The following is a 24103-nucleotide window of genomic DNA, read 5'->3' on the forward strand; positions in this document are numbered from 1 at the left end:
GGCGCCGTGGGGTCTCGCCTTCCGCGAGATCCCACACCCGCCGGCCCCGGCTCGTCAGGAAGTCGCGCCCATCGCGATGGTCTCCGACACCTCCGCGTGGCGTTCGGCCTCCTCCGCGGCGAACCGCTCCGCGTCGAGTTTGTCGGCGATGTCCTCGTCCTGCTTCATCAGCGCCTCGAGCGACTGCCCGGCCATCTCCAGCACGCCCATGTCCGCGTAGGCCTGCTGCAGCCTGGGCGACCACAGGCCGATGTCCTTCACGCACGGCACGATCCTGCTGAACAGCAGCGACCTGAACAGCCGCAGGTACTCCGACTGGTCGACGGCGGTCATCGCCTCCTCGACCTCCGCGCGCGAGAGGCCGAGCGTCTCCCAGGTCTCCCTGCCGCGCAGCCGGTCGCGCATCAGGTAGCAGCCCTCGATGACGAAGTCCTCGCGCTCGCGCAGTTCGGTCTCCGACAGGTTCCGGTAGTAGTCGCGCAGGGCCATCCGCCCGAACGCGACGTGCCGCGCCTCGTCCTGCATGACGTAGGCGAGGATCTGCTTGGGCAGCGGCTTGGTGGTGATGTCGCGCATGACGCCGAAGGCGGCCAGCGCCAGGCCCTCGATCAGCACCTGCATCCCCAGGTACGGCATGTCCCACCTGGAGTCGGACAGCGTCGAGTCGAGCAGCGCCTTGAGATGCTCGTTGATCGGGTAGGCCAGGCCCACCTTCTCCTGCAGGAAGCGGGCGTAGGTCTCGGCGTGCCTGGCCTCGTCCATCGTCTGGGTGGCGGCGTAGAACTTCGAGTCGAGGTCGGGCACCGACTCGACGATCCGCGCCGAGCAGATCATCGCGCCCTGCTCGCCGTGCAGGAACTGCGAGAACTGCCAGGCGGCCCCGTGCCTGCGCACCTCGGCCCGCGTCTTCTCGTCCATGCGCTCCCACAGCGGTGTGCCGTAGATGGCGATGGTGTTGTCGGGGATGCCCAGCACGTTGTAGGGGTCGACCTCGAGGTCCCAGTCGATCCTTTTCACCGAGTCCCACTGCTTGTCCTTGCCCTTTTGGTAGAGGGCGAGCATGCGGTCCCTGCCGTCGTCGTACTCCCAGGTGAAACGGCTGGATCCGGCCATGTCCACGTTCCACGTGGAGAGTTCGGCGGGGATCGTGTAAAGATCGTGCGTCGACATGCGGCCTCCAGGGGACGTACACCGTACGTATGTCTTCGAGACTTGCACGTACGCTGTACGTACGTCAATAGAATGAGCTATGCCCTCCGAGCCGCTGTCCCGCGCGCGCATCGTCGCCGCCGCGATCGATCTCATCGAGCGCGAAGGCGCCGACGCGGTGTCCATGCGCAGGATCGCCGCCGACCTCGGTGTCGGGGTGATGTCGCTCTACAACCACGTGCCGAACAAGGCCTCGCTGCTCGACGGCCTCGCCGAGGCCGTGCTGTCGCAGATCGAGTTCACCGACGACCCCGGGGCCCACTGGACTGACAGGGTGCGCATGCAGGCCAGGGCGTTCCGGCAGATCGCCCACCATTACCCGCGCTCCACCATGCTGGTCGTCAGCCGCCAGCTCCACTCCAACGCGGGGCTGCTGCCCGTCGAGCGGGCGCTGTCGACGCTGCGCGAGGCGGGCTTCGACGGGGCCGACGCGGTGCGGATGCTGCGGCTGTTCATCGCCTACATCATCGGCTCGCTGCTGCGCGAGGTGGGCGTCACGCCGACCTTCGCGCCCGTGCAGGGCGCCGCCGCCGTGGTCGAGAAGGTCGATCCCGAACTGTTTCCCGAGGTCAGTTCGCTGGCCTCGCTGCTCGGCGCGTGCGACCACGAGGAGGAGTTCGACTTCGGCCTCGAACTGCTCATCCAGGCGATCGCCGTCCACCTCGACAAGAAGGGCACCCGGGGCTGAGCCCGGGTGCCCTTCCTTGGCAGCCGCCACTTCCCCTTGGCGACTGCCTAGTACCAATTGTGCGATCTGAAGTGACCCCAGGCGCCGCACGGCTTGCCGTACCGGCCCTTGATGTACTTCAGCCCCCAGCGGATCTGGGTGGTCGGGTTGTGCCGCCAGTCGCTTCCCACGCCCGACATCTTGACCGCGGGCAGCGCCTGCGGGATGCCGTACGCCCCCGATGAGGGGTTCTCCGCATGATGGTTCCAGTTGCTCTCCCTTGTCCAGAGGCTGTCCAGGCACTCGAACTCGCGCATCGACCACGATCTCTGCACCACGAGGTCGAGGGCGATCTGCTTGTTGGTGCCCTTGCCCGGCGTGCTGGGCCGCGCCTTGGGCTCCGCCTCTGTCTCCCAGGTGTCGCGATGGATCACCGTGGGATGTGCGTCCGTCGTCCAGATGTGACGATGGATCACCTGAGGCTGCGCGTCCAGTGTCCAGGTCCGCTGGTGGACCTTCCTTGTCGACTCCGTGTCGGCCAGGACGGTCGAGTGTGTCCCGCCGGTGAACGCGACAGAAGCGATCACCAGGACGAGAGCGCGTTTGCTGTCCAACTCGATCCTTGCTGTCCGGTCGCGTGCGGGCGGGCCTCCCGCGAGGGAGCGCCCTGCCGAACCGCGCCCGTGGCTCGGGCGAGGTAGGGCCCGCGCGGCCTTACGGGGATCCTTTTTCCGCCCGATCGTGCTGGACGGCCCCGAAGACGCCGCGACGTGTCTCTAGGCGGTTTCTAGTACGCGATGTCGCCACTGGTCAGGGACCGGAAGCGGGGAAAGGAAAGGACTTTACGAGGTGGCGAATCCGCGTTGGCGCGCCCCGGAGCCCGGGTGACCATGATTATTCGAACAACGGGTGCGAGTCGGGGAAAGCGATCAGTACCAGCCGCGCGACTGGAAGTGGGACCAGGCGGCGCACGGCGCGCCGTACCGCTTCTTGATGTAGGAAAGACCCCATTCGATCTGTGTCCTGGGGTTGGTGCGCCAGTCTCGGCCCGCGCTGGCCATCTTGCGGCCGGGCAGCGCCTGGGGGATGCCGTAGGCGCCCGAGCCGTTGCCCGCGCGGTGGTTCCAGCCGCTCTCCCTGGTCCAGAGCCGCTCGAGGCAGCCGAACTGGGCCTTGCCCCAGCCCTTGTCCGCCACCATGGGCCTGGCGATGGACTTGTTCCTGCTGCTGCTGCTGCCGCTCTCCGCGTAGGCGGCCGTCGCTGTGCCCGCTCCCGCCACCACGAACGTGGCGGCGACGAGCAGCGCGCTGGTACGGCGTGACATGCGGTATTCCCTTTCGAAGGGGATCGGGGGACTGCGTCACCCTGCCGCACCGGGGGCATTTGTCGCTAATTGACCATGAAAAGGTAGATCGTCAGTAAAGATCCGATCTTGTGGTTGTTCAGGGCTTATGACCGGCAAATGTGGACCCCGTCACAATTTTCGCGGAGTAGGGTCGGATCATGAGTCTTCGTGACATCCCGGTCCGCACGATCGCGGACGCCCCGGCCACCCTCGCCGAGCTCACCGGCGACAGCGCGTTCCTCATCGTGAACGTGGCCTCCCGATGCGGCCTGACCCCGCAGTACTCCGGCCTGGTCGAGCTCCAGAAGGAGTACGGACCGCGCGGCTTCACCGTGGTCGGCGTGCCGTGCAACCAGTTCATGGGCCAGGAGCCGGGCTCGGCCGAGGAGATCCAGGAATTCTGCTCCACCACCTATGGCGTCGACTTTCCCCTGCTGGAGAAGGCCGAGGTCAACGGCGAGAACCGGCACCCGCTCTACGCGTCGCTGACCGCCACGCCCGACGCCGAGGGTCAGGCGGGCGACATCCAGTGGAACTTCGAGAAGTTCCTGGTGGACAGGGACGGCGCGGTCGTGGCCAGGTTCCGGCCCGCCACCGAGCCCACCGACCCCGCCGTCGTCTCCGCGATCGAGAAGCTCCTGTGAGTTCCTGCCCGTGCGGGCTGCCCGCGTCGTACGACGAGTGCTGCGGGCGCCTGCACAGGGGTGAGGCGGCGGCCGAGACCGCCGAGCAGCTCATGCGCTCGCGCTACAGCGCCTTCGCGGTGGGCGACGCGGGCTACCTGCTCAGGAGCTGGCACCCCTCCACCAGACCGGCCGAGCTCGGCTTCGAGCCGCACCTGCGGTGGAAGCGGCTGTCGATCGTCGCCACCAGCGGCGGCGGCCCCGCCGACAACGAGGGGACGGTGGAGTTCCGCGCCCGGTTCAGCCGGCGCGGCAAGGCGGGGGAGATGCGCGAGGTCAGCAGGTTCACCAGGCACGATGGCGCGTGGGTCTACCTCAGCGGCGAGGTCCGCAGCTCCCCCGCACGATGAGCTCGGTAGGCAGCAGCACGCTGCGCGGGCGGCGGGTGCCCGCCCGCAGCACCAGCTCGGCCGCGCGGTAGCCGAGGTCGCGCGCGGGCTGCGCGATGACGGTCAGCGGTGGCGAGCACAGCTCCGCCCACGGCACGTCGTCGTACATCACCAGCGACAGGTCGCGCGGGATGCGCAGGTCGAGCTCCCTCGCGGCCAGCACGGCCGCCTCGCCCAGCTGGTTGCCGCCGGCGAGCACGGCCGTCAGGTCGGGGCGGCTCTGGAACAGCCCCGAGGCCGCCGCGTAGGCCGCGTCGCGGGTGCCGCCCGCGAACACGACCAGGTCGTCGTCCACGAGTGGCCCGAGCGCCTCCCTGAACGCCGACACGCGCCGGGAGTGACCGGGGCCGCCGAGGTAGGCGATGCGGCGGTGGCCGAGCCCCCTGAGGTAGCGCACCGCGGTGCGCACGCCCGAGCGGTCGTCGGCCAGCACGGTCGGGATGCCGCCCTCCGCCCTGGCCAGGTCGCCGCCCCTGCTCCTCAGCCCGTCGAGCAGCAGGAGGTCGTCGACGGGCTCCTCGGTGGGCTCGTCGGGCCGTTCGCCCGCGAAGACCACCGTCATGCCGGTCCTGAGCGCGGGACCCCAGGTGTCGGCGTCGCCCGAGGGGACCGCGACCACCTTGTCGACGCTCTGCTCCAGCAGCATGCCGATCAGCTCGGACTCCTGCTCCGGATCGCCGCCGGTCGAGCCCACCAGCACGGGCTCGCCGGCCGAGCGGGCGCAGGCCAGCACGCCCTCGGCGAGCCCGCCGTACAGCGGGTCCGTCAGATCGGGGAGCAGGAGACCGATGCCGCCGGTACGTTGCTGACGGAGGTTGCGGCCCAGCGCGCTGGGGCGGTAGTCGAGATGCGCGGCCACGGCGAGCACGCGCTCGCGGGTCTCGTCACTGGCCGACCCGCCGGACAGCACCCTCGAGACGGTGGCCACGCCGACCCCCGCCGCCTCGGCCACGTCCTTGATGGTCGTGCGCTTCATGGAAACGATTCCAGCATGGGTTCCACCGGCTTTCCAGCTCGAATCAATAACAGCAGCTGGTCTCTTGACAGTCATGTCCGTTTCAGGTGAGATTCATGAAAACGTATCCACACCGAGTGGTCACCCCCACGGTCATCCGGGCCCCCGCCCGTTGCGCGAAGGAATGTCATGGCATCCATCGTCCTGTCAAATGTCGACAAGATCTACGCCGGTGGCGTGAAGGCAGTGAACGGGCTGAACCTTGAGATCAAGGACGGCGAGTTCATGGTGCTGGTCGGCCCGTCCGGTTGCGGCAAGTCGACCGCGCTGCGGATGATCGCCGGCCTGGAGGACATCAGCGGCGGCGAGATCTCCATCGGCGACAAGGTGGTCAACCACCTCCCGCCGAAGGACCGCGACATCGCGATGGTCTTCCAGAACTACGCGCTCTACCCCCACATGACCGTCGAGGAGAACCTCGCCTTCGGTCTCAAGCTCCGCAAGATGCCCAAGCCGGAGATCCAGAAGCGCGTCAACGAGGCCGCCAAGATGCTCGGCCTCGAGACCTACCTCAAGCGCAAGCCGGCCGCCCTCTCCGGTGGTCAGCGCCAGCGTGTCGCCATGGGCCGCGCCATCGTCCGCGAGCCGCAGGCCTTCCTCATGGACGAGCCGCTGTCCAACCTGGACGCCAAGCTCCGCGTCTCCATGCGCGCCTCGCTGAACCAGATGCACGAGCGCCTCGGCGTCACCACCGTCTACGTCACGCACGACCAGGTCGAGGCCATGACCCTGGGTGACAGGGTGTGCGTCCTGCGCGACGGCCTGCTCCAGCAGGTCGACACCCCGCAGAACCTGTTCGACAAGCCGGTCAACCTGTTCGTCGCCGGCTTCATGGGCTCGCCGTCCATGAACTTCGTCACCGCCCAGGTGGTCCGCGACGGCGACGGCGCGGCTGTGACCTTCGCCGACGTCAAGCTGCAGATCCCGGCCTCGACCTTCACCGAGAAGCCCGGCCTCGACCAGTACATCGGCAAGTCGCTCATCCTCGGCATCCGCCCCTCCGACTTCGAGGACGCCAGCGCCGCCGGCAGCCACGCCAACGGCTGGGCCACCCTGCCCGCCAAGGCCGAGGTCACCGAGGAGCTCGGCTCCGAGATCAACGTGCTGTTCCTGATCGACGCCCCGCCGGTCGAGCACAAGGACACCGTCGCCGCCCAGGACACCGGTGACGAGGAAGAGGCCACGCTGCCGCTGGTCGGCGACAAGTCGCTGTGGACGGCCCGCGTCAACGCCCGCAGCCACGTGCGCCCCGGCCAGACGATCGACCTGGTCGTCGACACGCACAACCTGCACTTCTTCGACTCCACCAGCGGCCTGGCCATCGGCCACGAGGCCAACCGCTAGTCAGCGAAGAGAACGTCCCCCCGCCGCGACCCCCTCCCGCGGCGGGGGGATCTTTTCGTCTCCTGGGACGGCGGTCAGCGACCTTCGCGCGCGCGCTCGTAGTGCCTGGCGGCGCGGGCCCTGCTGCCGCAGCCGGCCGAGCACCACTCGCGGCGCGGGTGGTCCTTCACGAAGAACAGCACGCACCCCGGCCCCTGGCAGGCCCGCAGGGCGGCCAGGCCGGGCCCCGCGAACAGGTCGACCGCGGCCTCGGCGACCGCCGACAGCGCGGCGGCGACGGGCGGCGCGGCGGCGTGCGTCAGCGCGACGGGCCGGCCGTCCCAGCGCAGCTCGCGCCAGCGGGGAGCCGACCTCGACCGCTCGTTCAGCGTGGCGAGAGCGCGGGCCGGGGGAGCGGCGCCGGTGACGGCCGCCTCGGCCAGCGCCCTGACGCTCGCGCGCAGCTCGCGGGCGCTCGCCAGGTCGGCCTCGGTGACGACGAGCTCGCTCGGGAGCGGCAGGGGCAGCCTGGACCGCACGCTCTCCAGCCAGGCGGCCAGGTGCTCGGCCGACGGCAGGCCCTCGCGCGGCCGGCCGCGCACGGCGTAGGCGGTGTTGGCCAGCTCGATCGGCAGCGGCTCGCCCAGCAGGGGACCGGTCGTCATGCTCACGTCACGGCCTGCCTGCCGCGAAGTCGCGCGTTCTCGCGCTCCAGCGCGGCGATGCGGTCACGGGCCGACCCGAGCGCCCGCTCCACGAGGTCGCGGGGGTAGAGCTCGGGGATGTGCTGCGAGCAGTTCCAGTCGAAGCCCTCGACGTCGATCAGCACGGCCCGTTCCACCTTGCCAGGGTAGCCGTCCACGGCCAGCCGTCCGATCAGGTCGGGGTCGTCCTCCACCACGCGCGCCCTGCCGAACAGCTTCAGCCTGCCCTTGTTCACGTAGTCCATCAGGAACAGCGAGACCCGGTCGTCGTGGTCCAGGTTGCCGCGGGTGATGTACTGCCGGTTGCCGCGGAAGTCGGCGAAGCCGAGCGTGTGCTCGTCGAGCACCCGCAGGAACCCGGGCGGCCCGCCGCGGTGCTGGATGTACGGCCAGCCGGTCTCGCCGACGGTGGCCAGGTAGAAGCTGTCGCGCTCGCCGATGAACAGCCGCTCGTCGGCGCCGAGCCGGTCGGCGCCCCGCGCGCCCTCCGTCATCCTGCGATAGGCGCGGTCGCTGCCGTGGGCCAGCTGGTGCCGCTGGACGCCGGGGGTGAACGCGATCTGTGCGAACCGACTGCTCATGACGCCTCCGAAACTAACGGTTACATATGGATGTAAGCGTTAGAAGCGTCGATCGATTCCCGCCCAGCGGTCCGCGTCAGAAGTCCTTCGAACGGCGCAGCCGCGGCGGACGCCCGTCGGGGTCGATCACCATCCGGTACAACGGCATGGCCAGCGCCCTGCGCACGCGGCCGAGCTCCGGCTGCGGGTGCGGGCGCAGCCGGCCCGGCGGGCGCGGCCCCCTGCGCCCGCCGTCGTGCCAGGCCTCCAGCCTGGCCGCCGACTCGGCGAACGCCTCGAAGGCGGCCACGGGGTCGCACAGGTCGTCCACGTCGCCGGGGTCGCGATCGAGGTGCTCGGCGGCGAGCGCGAGCCTCAGCCGCCTGGCGTACCCGGCGGCACCGTACGGCGGGCGCGGATCGGCCTCCTCGTCGATCACCGCGCAGCTCAGCTCGGAGTCGAACGTCCACGAGCGCAGGTTGACGTTGTCGGAGCCGACGCCGGCCCACACGTCGTCCACCACGCACACCTTGGCGTGCACGTACACCGGCGTGCCGCGGTGGTTCTCCAGGTCGTAGACCGCGACCCGGCCCTCGCCGGCGCGCGTCAGCCTGGCCAGCGCCTCGGACCTGCCGATCAGGCTGGCAGGCCCGGCCAGCCAGCCGTCCTGATCCGGGTGGCGGGGCACCACGATGATCATGCGGAGCTCCGGCTCCCGCTCCAACGCCTCGGCGAACGGCTCGATCACCTCCGTGGACCACAGGTACTGGTCCTCCAGGTAGACGATCGACCGGGCCCGGCCCAGCACCTTGTGGTAGGCCCTGGCCACGCTCCGCTCGCCCTCCGGCGCGAACGGATAGGCGCGGCGCAGGTGCGGATAGGTCCTCAGCAGCTGGACGGCGTGCGGGCCCACGGGGTCGGGCGGCGGTCCCGGCTCGGGCAGCGGCGGCACGTCGGCCATCCGCTGCACGCGGTCGCGCAGCCGCCTGATCGGCTGACGGGTCTCGGGAGCGGGGTCCTCCCAGCGCTCGCAGAACACCTTCTCCACCTCGGCCACCGCCGGGCCGCGAATGGCCACCTGCACGTCGTGCCAGGGCGGGCGCTCGCTGTACGAACCCGGCATGGGCGCGGCCTGCGGATCGCCGAGATGGGCGGCGTCGTCGCGGCGGCTGTGGCACAGGTCGATGCCGCCGACGAAGGCCACGTCCCTGCCGGGATCGCGGTCGTGGCGCAGGATGACGAACTTCTGGTGGTGCGAGCCGCCGTGCCGTACCCGGGTGTCGAGCAGGGCCTGACCGCCCGCCGCCTCGATCTCCTCACCCAGGTGCCTGTTCTCGGCGGAGCTGAAGCGCAGGAAGTCGAGGTGCGAACGCCAGATCAGGCCTCTGACCAGGGCGCCCCTGCGGGCGGCGGCGGCCATGGCCTTGGCCACCGCCCGTCCTTCGTCGGCGAGCAGCTCGTCGGGATCGCCGCGCCAGTCGGCGAACAGCAGCAGGTCGTCCTTGCCGAGCTCGTCCACACAGGCGGCGAGCTCGGCGAAGTAGGTCGCGCCGTGGATGAGCGGACGCACCAGGTTTCCCCTCGTCCATGCCGCGAGCCTGGTCGAGGGGTTGCCCCGTTCTTCGCCGGTGAGGAACCAGTCCTCGAGCCGCACCGCACCTCCCGCGGGTCGCCTGAACCCTCAAGGTGCCCCCGATCGCGCGCTCTAGACGTTCACTCGCGGCCGATGCGCGCGGAGACCTGCTGGGTCAGGCTCCGCGGGATGAGCTTCCCGACGGCGACGATCGCCTTGTAACGGAGGTCGGGCACGCAGACCCGCCTGCCGAGCGCGAGGTCGCGCATCGCGGCGTTGACCACGTCGTCGGCCTTGAGCCAGAGGAAGTCGGGAATGCCGGAGACGTCCATGGCGGCCCGCTCGTGGAACTCGGTGCGCACGAAGCCGGGGCACAGCGCCATGACGCGGATGCGCGGGTTGCCCAGCTCGGCGGCCGTCGACTCGCTGAAATTGACCACCCAGGCCTTGGAGGCGCTATAGGTGCCGCGGGTGAAGAACGCCGCCACCGACGCCACGTTGACGACCGCGCCCCTGCCGCGGGCGCGCATCCCGGGCAGGACGGCCAGCGTGAGCCTGAGCACGGCCTCGCAGTGCAGCTTGAGCATGCGCAGCTCGTCCTCGACCGGGACCTCGAGGAAGCGGCCCTGATGGCCGAAGCCGGCGTTGTTGACCAGGAGGTCGACGCCGTCGCGCAGCCGAGACTCCACGACCTCGAGCCCGTCGTCGGTGGCGAGGTCGGCGGGGAGGGTCTCGACGGCGACGCCGTACCTCAGCTTGAGCCGGCCGGCCGTCTCGGCGAGCCTGGACTCGTCGCGCGAGACGAGGACCAGCGAGAAGCCGTCGGCGGCCAGGCGGCGGGCGAACGCCGCGCCGATGCCGGCGGTCGCGCCCGTGATCAGTGCGGTAGGCATGCCGTCAGCGTAACCCCAGGAGACCCCGGAGAACCTTCCGCGGGCGGGAGACGTAGGGACGGTAGGAAGAGACCACATGAGAGGATCGACAGCGTGCGCCTCGCGCTACCCACCGCCGTGCTGGTCACGGCACTGACCGCCTGTTCGGCCGCCCCGCCGGCGGCTGTGACGCCCGTGCAGGCGACCCCCTCGTCCACCCCGAGCGTGACCGCGAGCGCGATGCCGAGGGCTTCGGCCGGCGCGGGCGAGGGCCTGCCGGCGAAGCTGAGGTTCACCCAGATCGCGCAGTTCGACAAGCCCGTCGCCTTCGCCGTGCGCAAGGGGGACGACGCGGTCTACATCGCCGAGCAGGGCGGCAGGCTGCACGCGGTGAAGGGCGCCCGCACGACAATGATCGTCGACCTGTCGGCCGAGGTCAGCAAGGGCAACGAGCAGGGCCTGCTCGGCGTCGCCTTCCACCCGTCGGGCAAGTGGCTCTACCTCGACTGGACCGACGCCGAGGGCACCACGCACGTCACCGAGTGGGCCTTCGACGGCACCACGGCGAAGCAGCGTCGCGACGTGCTCACCCAGGACCAGCCGTACGCCAACCACAACGGCGGGCAGCTGGCCTTCGGTCCCGACGGCTATCTCTACATCGGGCTCGGCGACGGCGGGGGCGGCGGCGACCCCCAGGGCAACGGCCAGAAGCTCACCACGTGGCTGGGCAAGATCCTGCGCATCGATCCACGCGGCGAGCCCTACGTCGTCCCCGAGGACAACCCGTTCAAGGACACCCGCGGCGCGAGGCCCGAGATCTGGGCGTACGGCCTGCGCAACCCCTGGCGCTTCAGCTTCGACAAGGAGACGGGCGACCTCTGGATCGGCGACGTGGGCCAGGACTCCTGGGAGGAGGTCGACCACGAGCCCAGGGGACGCGGCGGCCGCAACTACGGATGGAACGCCTTCGAGGGCGACCGGCCCTTCGACCAGGGGGTCGAGGCGGAGGCGGCCGTCGAGCCCGTCATCACCTACCAGCTGGGCGAAGGCGGCAGCTGCTCGGTGATCGCCGGGTACGTCTACCGGGGCACCAAGATCCCTGGCCTGCGCGGGCACTTCCTCTACGGCGACTTCTGCGCGGGCTGGATCAGGGCGGCGCCCGTCGACGACCCCGCCAGGACCGTCGAGGTGGGCAAGGTCGAGCAGCTGTCGTCCTTCGGCCAGGGCAACGACAGCGAGCTCTACGCGCTCAGCCTCCAGGGGCCCGTCTACCGGGTGGACGCCCCGTGAGCAGGGTGCTGATCGTGCACCACACCGCCTCACCCGCCACCCACGAGCTGCTGCAGAAGACGCGCGAGGGCGCCGCCACCGACGAGATCGAGGGCGTCGAGGTCGTGACGAGGGCCGCGCTCCAGGCCACCGCCGCCGACGTGTTCGCCGCCGACGCGATCATCCTCGGCACCCCCGCCAACATCGGCTACATGAGCGGGGCGCTCAAGCACTTCTTCGACACGATCTACTACCCGTGCCTGGAGGAGACGCGGCGGCTGCCGTACGGGCTGTACGTGCACGGCAACAACGACGCCACGGGCGCGGTGCGCGCGGTCGAGTCGATCACGGGCGGGCTCGGCTGGCGGCCGGTGACGGCGCCGGTCGTGGTGATCGGCGCCGTCACCAAGGCGGACCTCGAGGCGTGCTGGGAGCTGGGAGCGACGGTGGCGGCGACGGTCAGCCCATGACCACCCGCTCGATCAGGTTCTCCGCAAGGGCGCTGAGCCTGGCGCCACGGGCCCAGCCCGCGTAGTGCGTGAGGAAGACGACCGCCTCCCTCAGCTCCTCCGCGGACAGATCGCCGGTGCGCAGCGCGGTCTCCAGTTGCACCTCGACCGCCTCGTCGAGTCCTTGGCCGACCAGCAGCCCGACGAGGAGCAGGCGGCGGTCGCGGTCGCTGATCGCGTCGCGCGACCACACCTCGGCGAACAGGTGCTCCACGGTCATGGCGAAGTTGAGGGGTTCGTTCATGGCGCGCTCCGGGCGAGGCGGGAGGGGGATCCGAAGCTCCTTATCCTTCGCCAGTTCGGCGTCAGGGGATAGGCCCTTCGAGAAGACATCATCTCCGTGCGCCGGTTGCGCAAACGTTGCGCAACCGGTAGAGACAGGGAGAGCGAGTCATCTTGGGGATGAATAACTCGCACTTCGACGATCTGTAACAAATGAAGCCTTGTGTCGGCCAAGATTTGGTCAAGACTTCTCTCTCAAAGAGGAGATTAGACGGCAAAAACGGGCACAACCTATGCGTTGGCGGGTAACGCGGAGGTAAGCCCTGGTGAAAGAGACACGGGCTTGGACGAGAAGGGCCGCGATCACGGTCGCGGCCTTCTTGGTGGCCGGAACCGCCGCCTGTGGTCAGGCGGAGTACACCTACGTGCGCGACAGGGAGGGGACCACCTACTTCAGGGTGCCCGCCTCCTTCTCGAAGATCGACTCCACGCAGATCGATCTCCTGCTCAGCGGTGACCATCCCAACTCGGAGACGGCGAAGCTGCGCAAGCAGCTGGTCTGGTCGACCGCTTTCGACCAGTCCGCCGAACCGGCGGCCGACCACCTGCTGGGCTCCCAGGACCCGTTCGTCTACTCGACCGTTCACCTGCTCACCGAGCCCCAGCGCAACATGGTCTCCCTCAACACGATGCGCGACTTCGTGCTGCCGGTGACCGAGGAGATGCGGCAGGCCTACGCCCAGCGGCTGATGGAGGCCGGGCAGCAGCCCATGCTCACCGGGTTCGAACTGCTCAACGACCAGCAGCTCTCGCTCGGTGACGGCGCGCGTGGCGTGCGGGTGCGCTTCAACTACCAGATCGGCGACACGGTCCAGACCTTCGACCAGACGGCCTATCTGGACAAGACCGGCGGAACCGTGTCGGTGCTGCTGATCCGCTGCACGGCCGAGTGCTTCGGCAAGCGGGCCGCGGAGTTCGACAAGATCGCCGAATCCTTCAAGCTGCTCAAGTTGCCGGGATGAGGGTGCCACAGTGACCACGACCTACCAAGAGGGCGGCCTGCGCGCTCCCGGCAGCGGCCCCGTCGATCCCGACACCCTGACCCGCAAGCGGATGGCCTTCTGGGACCGGATCAAGATCCTTTTTGTGCTGTCCCTCGCCTTCCTCGTGCTGGCGTGGAAGGAGATGGCCGACTACGCGGGCATCATGCCCTTCGACGACGCCCTGCGCCGGATCGGCGAGAACCATCCCTGGATCTTCTACCTGCTCGGCGCCGAGTTCGTCAGGCAGGTCCACTTCTTCGTCAGTGAGCGCTCGGCCGGCTACCACCGCTTCTGGAGCAGGGGGGTCTTCGGCGGTTTCGAGCGCTGGACGCACCGCACGTTCAGCGACTGGACGAGGTTCCGCCTGGCCAGGCTCATCAAGATCCTGTTCTGGGTCACGCTGCTCGCCCTCGTGCTGGGCGCGGTCCTCGACACCAGCCCGTTCCTGGCCCTCTTCCAGGCGCCCGCGCTGCTCTTCCAGGCGCTGCCGTACGTCGCCCAGCTGGCCTTCGCGTTCTTCTTCATCATCTTCCAGTTCGTCGGACTGTTCTGGTTCCTGTCGCGCGGCGGCGTGGAGACCTACTATCCCGACGACATCAAGACCCGCTTCCGCGACGTGTGGGGACAGGACCACGTGGTCGAGCGCGTCAAGGAGAACATCGTCTTCCTGGAGCAGCCCGACGCCATCGAGGCCAAGGGCGGTTACGTGCCCAGCGGCCTGCTGCTGTGGGGCCCGCCCGGAACGGGCAAGACGCTGATGGCCGAGGCCGTGGCGGGGGAGACCGGCAAGCCGTACGTCTTCGTCGACCCCGGCGCCTTCGTCAACATGTTCATGGGCATCGGCATCCTGAAGGTGAAGGCGCTTTTCAGGAAGTTGCGCAAGCTCGCGCTCCGCTACGGCGGCGTGATCGTCTTCTTCGACGAGGCCGACTCCCTCGGCCGCAGGGGCCGGCTCGCGGGACAGGCGCCTCCGGGGCAGGGCTTCACCGCCGACGGCTGCCACGGCCTGAACTACCTGTCCGAGCACTCCCGCTCGGTCCTGCTCACCAGGCCCGCGACCGGCGCCGAGGAGAACCGCTTCTTCATGGGCGGCGGCATGAACGGCGGCAGCGGCGACATGGGCACCCTGCAGGCGCTGCTCACCGAGCTGTCAGGGCTGAAGAAGCCGCGCGGCCTGTTCAACAGGCTCGTCCGGCGCGCGCTCGGCATGCGGCCCAAGCCGCCGCCCAAGTACCGCATCCTCGTCATGATGGCGACCAACATGCCCGACGCCCTCGACGAGGCGTTGCTGCGGCCCGGCCGCATCGACCGCATCTACAAGGTCGGCTACCCGTCCAAGGCGGGCAGGGTCCGCACCTACCAGGGCTACTTCGCCAAGGTCCGGCACGAGCTGACCGACGAGCAGATCGACAAGCTCGCCACCATCACCCCGTACGCCACCGGCGCCACGATCAAGGACCTGGTGAACGAGGCGCTGATCACCACGATCCGCGACGGGCGCGAGGTCATCACCTGGACCGACGTGCTGCGGGCCAAGCGGCTCAAGCAGCTCGGGCCGCCCGAGGACGTTGAGTACATCGAGCGCGAACGGCACGCGGTCGCCGTCCACGAGGCCTGCCACGCGGTCGTCGCCTACCGCACCCGCTACCACCTCGAGATCGACATCGCCACGATCGAGAAGGGCGCCGACTACCTCGGCATGGTCGCCTCCATCAAGCCCGAGGACCAGTTCACCCGGTGGAAGTCCGAGCACGAGGCCGACATCATGGTCTCGCTCGCCTCGCTCGCGGGGGAGCGGATGTTCTTCGGCGACGACAACTCCTCCGGCGTCTCGGGCGACCTGATGTCGGCGACGTACCTGGTGGGTCTCATGGAGTCGCACTGGGGCATGGGCACGGGCATCGCGTCGCTGCCGGCGCTGCAGGAGCTCGGCATCCACGCGGGCAAGGCGATGCGCGGACAGCAGGGGCTCGCCCAGGATCCGGCGCCGCGCGAGGGTGCGGTCCCCGAGCACCTCAGCGAGCGCGTCGAGTTCAACCTGGTCAGGCTGCTGGAGCAGACCGAGGAACTGCTGCGTGAGCACCGGCGCGAGGTGCTGTGCCTGGCGCACGCGCTGGAGACGCACAAGACGCTCAACGGCGAGGACGTGGTCGCGGTCCTCGAAGGCCGGCCCGGGCCGCTGGTGGACGGCACGATCTACCGCTCGGCGGAGCTCCTCGAGGAGCTCGAGGAGTACCACCGCGACGCGGCCAGGGCGCACCGCGAGCACAACAGGGTCGAGCGCAACCTGCCTGGGCCCGTGACCGTGGAGGCCGAGGTCGTCCCGGCCGACGTGGTCCACGAGACTGGCTCGTCGCCGGTGGGAGCCGCGCTCGTGCCCGGTGAGGAGTCCCGGCCCGAGTTCGTCCCGTGGGCGCCCGACCCCGCGCTCTCCGCGGCGCCGGCCCCTGCCGTTCTGAACGGCCCGTCCGGCGGTGCCGTCCAGGGCGCGGTCCACGGTGCGGTCCACAGTGCGGGGAACGGCTACGGCGCGGTCCAGGGTGGGGGCACCGGCTTCGGCACGGCGGAACCGCCGCCCGCCCGCCGGTCGCCCGCCACGGTGTGGGTGGTCGCCGGGGCGGTGATCGTGCTGGTGGGCCTCGCGGTGTTCGGCGCGCTGGCGGCGACGGGCGCGGTGGCGGGAGCTCTCTCGCCCGGGCTGCTGCTGGTCCTGTTCATCATCGTGGTCGCGATCGTGGTAGGGATCGGGGTGGCGCTACTCGCGGTGAAGTCGGTGCGCGCCGCTCAGAGACGGGCCGAGCAGGAGCGCGACAGGGCCAACGCGCGGGCGCAGCTGCTGGCCGCGGCGATGGATCCGGAGACGGCGATGCGTCTGCTCGGCTACGACGGCCAACGCGGCCCCGACGACCGACCGTTGGGTTAGGGGGCGGCGCTTGGGCTAGGGGGCACGGGTCCTGCTGGGCTGGGGGCACGGGCCGTCGCGGGCGGCGCGGGCGGGGTTCGCGCGTGGGGGGCCGGGCTCCCACGCATCCCCTGCCGCGCTACCCCCGCCTGCCTTCACCGGGCTCCCCACACCCCTCGCCGGCTCCCATCAGATCCCCTTGTCGGGTCCCACCCCATCCCCTTGCTCGGTTCCCCATGCGGCCTCGTCGGGCTGGCGAGGTCGAAGGGCTGGAAGGGGGGAGAGCATCAGGGCCGCACGATGGCGGGGGGAGGGTCAGCGGGTCAGGGAGTCCACCAGGTCGGGGGTCAGGTCGTCCAGGGACTTGACGATCTCGGCGGCCAGCGCCAGGGCGTCGGGAGCGGGCGGGTAGACGGGGTGCGGGACCGCGATCACCCGCATCCCCGCCGCGTGCGCCGACCGCAGCCCGTTGCTGGAGTCCTCCACCGCCACGCATCCGCCCGGGTCCACGCCCAGGCGCGAGGCCGCCTCCAGGTAGCCGTCGGGGGCGGGCTTGCCGTATGCCACCTCCTCGGTGGAGACCGTCGCGCCGAAGTACGTGCCCAGGCCCGTGGCGTCCAGGACCACGTCGATCAGCGCGCGGGGCGAGGAGCTGGCCAGGCCCAGCGGCCGGCCCGCCGCCAGCCGTACGACCGCCTCCTTCGCGCCGGGCAGGAGCGGGACGCCGTGCCGATAGCGCTCGGCCATCTGCCCGACCACTCCGCGCGCGATCTGCTGAGGCGTCAGCCGTACCCCGAGCTCGGCCAGGTAGGCCGACCACTCGCCGGTGCTCATGCCCATCAACCGCGACTGGGTGTCCGCCCGCCAGGTGCCGCCGTGCTCGGCGACGAAGGCCCTGCGGACCTCCTCCCACACCGGCTCGGAGTCGACGAGCACGCCGTCGAGGTCGAAAATGACCGGAGGTCTCATGCGGGGTGCTCCATCCAGTACTCGATGAACTCGGCGCAGCGGCCCTCGCCGTCCAGCCTGATCACCCACAGGTTGCTGAAGACCCGGTCGGGATAGGTCGTGACGCCCTTGACGGCGGCCGTCCGACCCTCGACGGCGACGGGTTCGTACTCGAACGCCGCAGGGCCGTCCTCGTCCTTGCGCGCCAGCCACTCGCGGACGATCGTGTCACGTCCGCGCCACGGCTCGGCGTAGGGCTCGGTGAAGTAGGCGGCGTCCTCGGTGAACAGGGCGGCGATGTCGTCGGGGTCGTTGGTGTGCCACGCCCGGATGTAGGCGTCCATCCATGTCGCGAGATCGGTCATGGACACTTTCCTACCCCTGACGGGAGAAGAGGATGAGGTCGCAGGCCGAGGCGATGACCAGGGTCCTGCCACTGGAGGAGAAGCCGAAGGCCCGCAACTCGCAGCCCTCCTCGCGGTGGATGTGCCACCAGCGGGAGCCCTGGTACGGCTCGTCGTCCTGGGAGAGGAGCACGCTCTCGACCGGCCAGTCGGGGGCGACGAGATGGACCGCCCATCCGTCGGCGGTCGTGGTGTGCAGGCCGCCGCCCCACAGCCCGGCCATCGGGACCCCGACGCCCGCCAGCGGCCCGATGCCCCCGCGGACCAGCGGATCGTCGGGGTGGACGTCCTCGTGGTCGCGGGCCACCCGCTCGCCGCTCACGCAGTCGAAGACGCCCCTGCCGGCGCTGGAGGCGACGAGCAGGAGGTCGGAGGCCGCCGGCCGGGAGCCGAAGCCGACGTCGGTGAGACCCCCCACCTGCTGTACGGGCACGCGCCGCCAGGGGGCGGGTGGCGGGTGCAGGGGAGCGTCGCGAAAGCGGCGGCGAAGGGGAGTCCAGTCCATGAGTCCTCATTCTTCGGGAAGAATGGGTCGCCACACCTCGATGGAAGGGTTGTTCCATGACCGATTGGGTCTCCCAACTCGCGGACGACGTCATCGCCGAGGCCGAGCGCCGCGCTCCCGGCAAAGCGATCGTCTGCGCCTCGGGGCTCAGCCCCTCGGGCCCGATCCACCTGGGCAACCTGCGCGAGGTCATGACCCCGCACCTGGTGGCCGACGAGATCAGGCGGCGCGGACTCGACTGCGTCCACCTGCTGTCGTGGGACGACTACGACCGCTTCAGGAAGGTGCCCGCCGGCATCCCCGAGGAGTGGGCCGAGCACATCGGCAAGCCGCTCACCTCGGTCCCCGCCCCGCCCGGCAGCGCGTACCCCAACTGGGCCGAGCACTTCAAGACGCCGATGATCTCCGCGCTGGCCAGGCTGGGCGTGACCTACCGCGGCATCAGCCAGACCAAGCAGTACACGTCGGGCGCCTACCGCGAGCAGATCCTGCACGCGATGCGCGAGCGCGACCGCATCGACGCGGTCCTGTCCCGCTTCCGCACCAAGGCCAAGCCCAAGGCGAAGGACGCCGACGAGGCCGCGGCGCTCGAGGGCTCGGGCGCGGCCGAGGAGGAGGCGGGCTACTACCCGTACAAGCCCTACTGCGCGCTGTGCGGGCGCGACCTCACCACCGTCACCGGCTACGACGACGAGACGACCGAGCTGGCCTACACCTGCGCGTGCGGCTACGGCGAGACCGTACGACTGGCGACCCACGACCGCGGAAAGCTGGTGTGGAAGGTCGACTGGCCGATGCGCTGGGCCTACGAGGGCGTCGTCTTCGAGCCCTCGGGCGTCGACCACACCTCGCCCGGCTCCTCCTTCGAGGTCGGCGGGCACCTGGTCGGCGAGGTGTTCGGCGGCCGGCAGCCGATCGGCCCGCGCTACGCCTTCGTCGGCATCAGCGGCATGGCGAAGATGAGCAGCTCCAGGGGCGGCGTGCCGACCGCGGCCGACGCGCTGGAGATCATGGAGGCGCCGCTGCTGCGCTGGATGTACGCGCGCCGCAAGCCCGCCCAGTCGTTCAAGGTCGCCTTCGACCAGGAGATCCAGCGCCTCTACGACGAGTGGGACGCGCTGGAGCGCAAGGTGGCCGACGGCCAGGCGCTGCCCGCCGACCTGACCGCCCACTCCAGGGCGGTGCGCACGGCGGAGGGGCCGCTCGAGTCGACCGAGCGGCGGGTGCCGTACCGGATGCTGGCCTCGATCGCGGACGTGACCACCGGCGACGAGGAGCAGACGCTGCGGATCCTGCGCGAGCTCGACCCCGCCGACCCGATCACCGACCTGGCGCTGGTGCGTCCTCGCCTCGACCGGGCGCAGCGGTGGGTGAGCACGCAGGTGCCCGCCGATCAGCGCACCACCGTCCTGGCCGAGCCCGACGCGGACCTGCTGGCGGGGCTCGGCGACGAGCAGCGCGAGTCGCTGCGGCTGCTGCTCGACGGGCTGGAGGAGCACTGGTCGCTGGAGGGGCTGACCGCCCTGGTGTACGGCGTGCCCAAGCTCCAGGCGGGGCTGCCCGCCGACGCGAAGGCGACGCCCGAGCTGAAGACGGCGCAGCGGGAGTTCTTCGCCCTCCTCTACGCGCTGCTCGTCGGCCGCGACACCGGTCCGAGGCTGCCCACGCTGCTCTTGGCCGTCGGGGCCGATCGCGTCCGCAAGCTCCTCGGGGCATAGAGTGCAGATCATGAGACCTGTGCTCGTCTTCGACGGCGACTGCGGCTTCTGCACCACCTGCGTGCGTTTCGTCGAACGTTACCTGCGCCCCGATGCGACGATCATCGCCTGGCAGTTCGCCGACCTCGGCGAGCTGGGGGTGACCAGGAAGCGGGCCGAGTACGAGCTGCTGTGGATCGATCGGCGGGGCAGGGCCTTCGGCGGCGCGCAGGCCGTGGCCAAGCTGCTGATCCACGCGGGGCTGCCGTGGAGCGCGCTGGGCCTGCTGCTGCGGGTGCCGCCGGTGCGCTGGCTAGCGCACGGGCTCTACCGCGCCGTCGCCGACAACCGGGGCCGGCTGCCCGGCGGCACCCCCGCGTGCGCGCTTCCCGCCGATCGCCGCCCGCTCCAGCGGTAGGAAGACCAGCAGGCAGATCACGTGCGGCAGGAAGTGGATCGTGATCGCCGCCCACGTCATCAGGTGGAACAGCGCGAAGAAGGCGACCCCGGCGTACAGGACGCGCCCGCGGGTGAACAGCAGCACCGGCGCGGCCGTCTCGGCCAGCAGCACGATCCACTGCCCGATCAGCAGCGCGCCCGGCACGGCGGCGACGAACTCGCCGAAGAACGTGCCGCGCCTGCTGACCGCCCACTGGAAGGTGGCGCCGTTCGGCCACTCCCAGCCGCCGTGCCTGATCTTGGCGTAGGCCGACAGGAAGTAGGTGGCGACGACCGCGATCTGGACGCACCTGATCGCCCACCCGGCTGCCTGCTCTCCCGCGCGGGCGGCGGTGGGCAGCACGAACAGGGCGACGATCAGCGCGAGATGGTCGTGGTCGACCTTGCCGTACGACATCGCCAGCAGCGCCCAGTAGAGGTAGCCGGCCGCGACCGTGTAACCGGCCGCGCGGGGCGCCCTGCCCCAGGCGGCCACCAGCGCCGCGCCGACCACCACCGCGAACAGCGCGTAGACCAGCGTGGGGTTGGCGCCCGGCAGGTGCAGCAGCCGGGCCACCAGCACGGGCCGGTAGCCGGTCGGGTTGCCCGCGTTGCCCCAGACGCCGCCGGTGAACAGGATCATGTCCAGCGGGAGGAACAGGTAGACGACCACGGAGAGGATCCGCACGCGTCGCGGCGAGATGGGCGGGAACCACCAGCGATCTAGCGCACCACCCATGACAGCCTCTCCACGTTCGTCGTCCACGCGGGACGGCGGTCCCTGAGCGTGATCACCTTGGTGACCACGATGAGCTTGGTGAGCCTCGGGTCGGCGGGCCTGATCCTGGCGTGGGCGTCGGCCAGGCCCTGTAACAGCTCGGGATGGGCGAGGTAGCGGCTGAGCTGGCCCTCCAGCTCGGCCCTGCGGATGCCGACGTAGTAGGGCTCGATCGGGATCTCCACCCTGGTGCCCGCCGCGGTCTCGGCGTGCAGGTGCAGCGACTTGATCTCGCCGTCGGGCGGGATGCTGAAGGCGTACTGCACCATGGGCCCGAAGGGGAACAGATCGTCGTCCCCCAGGACCGTGCCGTAGCCGAGAGCGGCGAGCACGGCCCCCGCCGCGGTCAGCCGCCATGCCTTGCCCCGCCTGGATAAACCGCCCCGCATGCCAGCAAGCTAGCAGATTATTTCATGAATGATCATGACATTTCCGGCACTGGTCCATGGCTCAGGGCCCGGTCAGATCGCGGCGGCGGAAGGCCAGCAGGCCCGCGGCCACGAGCGCGGCCGCGACCGCGCCGAGCCACAGGAACGGCGCGGCCCCCGCGCCGGCCCCCGGCAGGCTCGGCAGGTGCTCGTACGGCGAGACGCGCCTGATCGCCTCGTCGATCTGGAGCAGCTGGCCCAGCTCGCCGAGCAGCACGCAGGCCAGCAGCGCCGCCCACGCCAGCCCGGTCAGCCGGGGGAGCGCCCCGAACAGCAGCATCGCCAGCCCGGCCAGCACCCAGGCCGCGGGAGCCTGGGCGAGCGCGGCGGCGAGCAGGCGCGGCAGCTGCCCGCTCACGTCGCCGACGCGCAGCCCGTGCGCGAGGCCCGCGCCCAGACCGCCGGCGGCCAGGATCAGCGTGGTTCCGGCCAGCGCCAGGGCCAGGTGGCCGGCGGCCCACCGCCAGCGCGGAACGGCCGTGGCGAGCACGGGTTCGGCGCGGCCCGCCTGCTCCTCCGCGCGCAGCCTGAGCGTGGCGTCGACGGCGTAGCCGCCCGCCACCAGGCCGAGGAGGCCGAGCTCGGTGGCGAAGAAGGTGTCGACCAGCGTTCCCTCGTCGCCGCCCAGCCTGGCCAGCAGCTCGGCGATCTGCGGGTTGTCGGTGACCAGCGCGGTGATGCTCTGGGCGAGCAGCCCGAACAGAGTGCCGACGGCGGCGAAGGCGATCGTCCAGCCGAGCAGGGTCGCGCGGTGCATGCGCCAGGCCGGCGCGAGATGCCTGGCGGCCGCCGCGGGGCCGCGCCTGGCGGGCAGCAGTCCGGCGCCGAGATCGCGCCGCCTGGCCAGCAGGACGGCCGCGCCGACCAGCCCGAGCGCGACGGCGGCGAGCAGGCCGAGCACCCACCACTGTTCTCCGGCGAACGGCCGCACCCGCTGCGCCCACCCGAGCGGCGAGGTCCACGACAGCCACTCCAGGCCCGAAGCGTCACCCGCGGCCCGCAGCACGAAGGCCACGCCGACCGAGGCGTGCCCGATGGCGGAGGCGGTGTGGGCGTGCTGGGTCAGCTGCGCGGCCAGGACGGCCAGCCCCGCGAACAGCCAGCCGGTCCCGGCGATCGACATGCCGAACGCGAAGGCGCCCTGGAGGCCGAGCCCCGCGAGAGCTGCCGTGACGGCCAGCCCGGCCGCGAGGTCGGCGGCGGCCACCAGGATCACCGCGGCGGCGGGCAGCGCGTGGCGGCCCACGACGGCCGAGCCGACCAGCTCGGCCCTGCCGCTCTCCTCCTCGGCCCTGGTGTGCCTGATCACCAGGATCACGCTCATGAGCGCCACCAGGACGGTGGCGACCCCGCACACCCGCCAGGCGGTCAGCCCGCCGAGCGACGTGGGGTCGAAGATCGGGCCGGTCATGGCCACCAGCGCGGGGTTGGCCGCGACCGTCGAGTCGAGCAGGAGGCGCTGGGCGGGGTCGTCGTAGAGCTCGGCGATCGCCGACGCGGTGGCGATCACCACGGCCACCACGACGGCCACCCAGACCGGGAGCATCACCCGGTCGCGGCGCAGCGCCAGCCACAGCAGGGCGAGCGTGCCCGTCATCGCTCCACCGCCTGGTAGTGGCGCAGGAACAGCTGCTCCAGCGTGGGCGGCCGGCAGGTGAGGCTGCGCACGCCCGCGTCGGTGAGCGCTCTCAGCACCGCGTCGAGCCGGTCGGCGTCGACCTCGCACCGCACCCTGCCGCCGTCGACCGTGAGGTCGTGGACGCCGGGTAAGTCGAGCTCGGCGGGCCCGGCCAGCTCGGCGCTGATCGAGGTCCTGGTGAGGTGGCGCAGCTGGGCCAGCGTGCCGCTCTCCACGGCGCGGCCGTCCCTGATGATCGTCACCCGGTCGCACAGGGCCTCGACCTCGGACAGGATGTGGCTCGACAGCAGCACCGTCCGGCCCCTGGCGCGCTCCTCGTTGACGCAGTCCCTGAAGACGGCCTCCATGAGCGGATCGAGCCCGGCGGTCGGCTCGTCGAACAGGAGCAGCTCCACGTCCGAGGCCAGCGCGGCGACGAGGGCCACCTTCTGCCTGTTGCCCTTGGAGTAGGTGCGGCCCTTCTTGGTCGGGTCGAGGTCGAACCGCTCGAGCAGCCTGGCCCTGCGGCGCCGGTCGAGCCCGCCGCGGAGCCTGCCGAGCACGTCGATCGCCTCCCCGCCGGACAGCGAGGGCCACAGCGTCACGTCGCCCGGCACGTAGGCGAGCCTCCTGTGCAGCTCCACCGCGTCGCGCCAGGGATCGCCGCCGAGCAGCTCCGCGTGGCCTCCGCCGGCCCTGATCAGGCCGAGCAGGATGCGCAGGGTGGTGGTCTTGCCGGCGCCGTTGGGGCCGAGGAAGCCGTGCACCTCGCCGGTCTCCACGGTGAGGTCGAGGCCGTCGAGGGCTTTGACGTGGCCGTACCGCTTGGTGAGAGCGCTGGTGAGCACGGCTGGCATGGGGCGCCTCCCTGATAGGGGCTTCATCCTTATGCCGACCAGGCTTCCCGGCGCTCCGCTCGTGACGTTAGCACCGCCCGACGATCTCGCCTAGACGGCGGTCATGGAAACATGATGGACGTGAGAACAGCACGGGCGGTCGCC

The 24103-nt window shown here is 70.8% G+C and carries 26 protein-coding genes; 10 read left to right on the forward strand and 16 right to left on the reverse strand.

Annotated features, from left to right (window positions below; translation table 11 throughout):
* Positions 1 to 54: 54 nt before the first annotated feature.
* Positions 55 to 1170: a ferritin-like domain-containing protein gene (locus H4W81_RS06530; RefSeq protein WP_192773946.1), complete on the reverse strand. Its 1116-nt coding sequence runs from the start codon at positions 1168 to 1170 to the stop codon at positions 55 to 57.
* A 79-nt stretch (positions 1171 to 1249) separates the two neighbouring features.
* Between H4W81_RS06530 and H4W81_RS06535 the strand changes: the two genes are divergently transcribed.
* Positions 1250 to 1897: a TetR/AcrR family transcriptional regulator gene (locus H4W81_RS06535; protein WP_192773947.1), complete on the forward strand. Its 648-nt coding sequence runs from the start codon at positions 1250 to 1252 to the stop codon at positions 1895 to 1897.
* Positions 1898 to 1944: 47 nt separating this feature from the next.
* On the opposite strand, the gene H4W81_RS46795 is transcribed toward H4W81_RS06535, so the two are convergent.
* Both H4W81_RS46795 and H4W81_RS06545 read right to left on the reverse strand, forming a co-directional pair.
* The gene (locus H4W81_RS46795) at positions 1945 to 2490 is read right to left on the reverse strand and encodes an aggregation-promoting factor C-terminal-like domain-containing protein (protein WP_225958489.1); all 546 of its coding nucleotides are present in this window, start codon (positions 2488 to 2490) and stop codon (positions 1945 to 1947) included.
* A 315-nt stretch (positions 2491 to 2805) separates the two neighbouring features.
* On the reverse strand, positions 2806 to 3201 hold the full coding sequence (locus tag H4W81_RS06545; protein ID WP_192773948.1) for an aggregation-promoting factor C-terminal-like domain-containing protein: 396 nt from the start codon (positions 3199 to 3201) through the stop codon (positions 2806 to 2808).
* 179 nt (positions 3202 to 3380) lie between these two features.
* On the opposite strand from H4W81_RS06545, the gene H4W81_RS06550 reads away from it, so the two are divergent.
* Both H4W81_RS06550 and H4W81_RS06555 read left to right on the forward strand, forming a co-directional pair.
* Complete coding sequence (locus H4W81_RS06550; RefSeq protein ID WP_192773949.1) at positions 3381 to 3866, forward strand: glutathione peroxidase; 486 nt, start codon at positions 3381 to 3383, stop codon at positions 3864 to 3866.
* Positions 3863 to 4255, forward strand: coding sequence for a YchJ family protein (locus H4W81_RS06555; protein ID WP_318781563.1), 393 nt, complete (start codon positions 3863 to 3865; stop codon positions 4253 to 4255). Before H4W81_RS06550 ends, H4W81_RS06555 begins: the two co-directional genes overlap by 4 nt.
* On the opposite strand, the gene H4W81_RS06560 is transcribed toward H4W81_RS06555, so the two are convergent.
* Entirely contained in the window at positions 4221 to 5270 is a 1050-nt protein-coding gene (locus H4W81_RS06560; RefSeq protein ID WP_192773951.1) for a LacI family DNA-binding transcriptional regulator, read from the reverse strand. The two genes, H4W81_RS06555 and H4W81_RS06560, sit on opposite strands and share 35 nt — an antisense overlap.
* Positions 5271 to 5438: 168 nt before the next feature.
* On the opposite strand from H4W81_RS06560, the gene H4W81_RS06565 reads away from it, so the two are divergent.
* Positions 5439 to 6653, forward strand: a complete 1215-nt coding sequence (locus H4W81_RS06565; RefSeq protein WP_192773952.1) for an ABC transporter ATP-binding protein — start codon at positions 5439 to 5441, stop codon at positions 6651 to 6653.
* Between the two features lie 74 nt (positions 6654 to 6727).
* Here H4W81_RS06565 and H4W81_RS06570 read toward each other — a convergent pair whose 3' ends face one another.
* From H4W81_RS06570 to H4W81_RS06585, 4 genes are all read right to left on the reverse strand, one after another.
* Entirely contained in the window at positions 6728 to 7297 is a 570-nt protein-coding gene (locus H4W81_RS06570) for a CGNR zinc finger domain-containing protein (RefSeq protein ID WP_192780659.1), read from the reverse strand.
* A gap of 2 nt (positions 7298 to 7299) precedes the next feature.
* Positions 7300 to 7917 (reverse strand): pyridoxamine 5'-phosphate oxidase family protein, encoded by a 618-nt coding sequence (locus H4W81_RS06575; protein ID WP_192773953.1) that lies wholly within the window; start codon positions 7915 to 7917, stop codon positions 7300 to 7302.
* Between the two features lie 76 nt (positions 7918 to 7993).
* On the reverse strand, positions 7994 to 9550 hold the full coding sequence (locus H4W81_RS06580; protein ID WP_192773954.1) for a phospholipase D family protein: 1557 nt from the start codon (positions 9548 to 9550) through the stop codon (positions 7994 to 7996).
* A 59-nt stretch (positions 9551 to 9609) separates the two neighbouring features.
* On the reverse strand, positions 9610 to 10362 hold the full coding sequence (locus tag H4W81_RS06585) for an SDR family NAD(P)-dependent oxidoreductase (protein WP_192773955.1): 753 nt from the start codon (positions 10360 to 10362) through the stop codon (positions 9610 to 9612).
* 93 nt (positions 10363 to 10455) lie between these two features.
* Here H4W81_RS06585 and H4W81_RS06590 point away from each other — a divergent pair, with 93 nt between their 5' ends.
* The gene (locus H4W81_RS06590) at positions 10456 to 11631 is read left to right on the forward strand and encodes a PQQ-dependent sugar dehydrogenase (RefSeq protein ID WP_318781564.1); all 1176 of its coding nucleotides are present in this window, start codon (positions 10456 to 10458) and stop codon (positions 11629 to 11631) included.
* Positions 11628 to 12080: a flavodoxin family protein gene (locus H4W81_RS06595; protein WP_192773956.1), complete on the forward strand. Its 453-nt coding sequence runs from the start codon at positions 11628 to 11630 to the stop codon at positions 12078 to 12080. The genes H4W81_RS06590 and H4W81_RS06595 overlap by 4 nt, the downstream gene beginning before the upstream one ends.
* Here H4W81_RS06595 and H4W81_RS06600 read toward each other — a convergent pair.
* Positions 12070 to 12363, reverse strand: a complete 294-nt coding sequence (locus H4W81_RS06600) for a carboxymuconolactone decarboxylase family protein (protein ID WP_192773957.1) — start codon at positions 12361 to 12363, stop codon at positions 12070 to 12072. The genes H4W81_RS06595 and H4W81_RS06600 overlap by 11 nt on opposite strands.
* A gap of 304 nt (positions 12364 to 12667) precedes the next feature.
* Between H4W81_RS06600 and H4W81_RS06605 the strand changes: the two genes are divergently transcribed.
* Together H4W81_RS06605 and H4W81_RS06610 are read left to right on the forward strand one after the other, a co-directional pair.
* A complete protein-coding gene (locus H4W81_RS06605; RefSeq protein ID WP_192773958.1) occupies positions 12668 to 13363 on the forward strand; it encodes a hypothetical protein in 696 nt (231 codons plus the stop codon).
* Positions 13364 to 13373: 10 nt separating this feature from the next.
* Complete coding sequence (locus H4W81_RS06610; RefSeq protein WP_318781565.1) at positions 13374 to 16307, forward strand: AAA family ATPase; 2934 nt, start codon at positions 13374 to 13376, stop codon at positions 16305 to 16307.
* Between the two features lie 294 nt (positions 16308 to 16601).
* On the opposite strand, the gene H4W81_RS06615 is transcribed toward H4W81_RS06610, so the two are convergent.
* From H4W81_RS06615 to H4W81_RS06625, 3 genes are read right to left on the reverse strand one after another with little or no spacing between them, the layout of a single operon-like run.
* Entirely contained in the window at positions 16602 to 17255 is a 654-nt protein-coding gene (locus H4W81_RS06615; protein ID WP_192773959.1) for an HAD family hydrolase, read from the reverse strand.
* Positions 17252 to 17599 (reverse strand): nuclear transport factor 2 family protein, encoded by a 348-nt coding sequence (locus H4W81_RS06620; RefSeq protein WP_192773960.1) that lies wholly within the window; start codon positions 17597 to 17599, stop codon positions 17252 to 17254. The genes H4W81_RS06615 and H4W81_RS06620 overlap by 4 nt, the downstream gene beginning before the upstream one ends.
* 10 nt (positions 17600 to 17609) lie before the next feature.
* Positions 17610 to 18143 carry a hypothetical protein gene (locus tag H4W81_RS06625; protein WP_192773961.1) on the reverse strand — a complete coding sequence of 178 codons (534 nt, stop codon included), beginning with the start codon at positions 18141 to 18143 and terminating at the stop codon, positions 17610 to 17612.
* A gap of 56 nt (positions 18144 to 18199) precedes the next feature.
* Here H4W81_RS06625 and lysS point away from each other — a divergent pair, with 56 nt between their 5' ends.
* Both lysS and H4W81_RS06635 read left to right on the forward strand, forming a co-directional pair.
* Complete coding sequence (gene lysS / locus H4W81_RS06630; RefSeq protein ID WP_192773962.1) at positions 18200 to 19861, forward strand: lysine--tRNA ligase; 1662 nt, start codon at positions 18200 to 18202, stop codon at positions 19859 to 19861.
* 10 nt (positions 19862 to 19871) lie between these two features.
* Complete coding sequence (locus tag H4W81_RS06635; RefSeq protein ID WP_192773963.1) at positions 19872 to 20258, forward strand: thiol-disulfide oxidoreductase DCC family protein; 387 nt, start codon at positions 19872 to 19874, stop codon at positions 20256 to 20258.
* Here the strand turns inward: H4W81_RS06635 and H4W81_RS06640 are convergent.
* The 4 genes from H4W81_RS06640 to H4W81_RS06655 form a co-directional block, all read right to left on the reverse strand.
* On the reverse strand, positions 20154 to 21017 hold the full coding sequence (locus H4W81_RS06640; RefSeq protein ID WP_192773964.1) for a hypothetical protein: 864 nt from the start codon (positions 21015 to 21017) through the stop codon (positions 20154 to 20156). The two genes, H4W81_RS06635 and H4W81_RS06640, sit on opposite strands and share 105 nt — an antisense overlap.
* Positions 21002 to 21445, reverse strand: coding sequence for a hypothetical protein (locus H4W81_RS06645; RefSeq protein ID WP_192773965.1), 444 nt, complete (start codon positions 21443 to 21445; stop codon positions 21002 to 21004). Before H4W81_RS06645 ends, H4W81_RS06640 begins: the two co-directional genes overlap by 16 nt.
* 61 nt (positions 21446 to 21506) lie before the next feature.
* Positions 21507 to 23081, reverse strand: coding sequence for an ABC transporter permease (locus H4W81_RS06650; protein WP_192773966.1), 1575 nt, complete (start codon positions 23079 to 23081; stop codon positions 21507 to 21509).
* Complete coding sequence (locus H4W81_RS06655; protein ID WP_192773967.1) at positions 23078 to 23959, reverse strand: ABC transporter ATP-binding protein; 882 nt, start codon at positions 23957 to 23959, stop codon at positions 23078 to 23080. Before H4W81_RS06655 ends, H4W81_RS06650 begins: the two co-directional genes overlap by 4 nt.
* Between the last annotated feature and the right edge of the window lie 144 nt (positions 23960 to 24103).

The organism is Nonomuraea africana, assembly GCF_014873535.1.
Classification (GTDB): domain Bacteria; phylum Actinomycetota; class Actinomycetes; order Streptosporangiales; family Streptosporangiaceae; genus Nonomuraea; species Nonomuraea africana.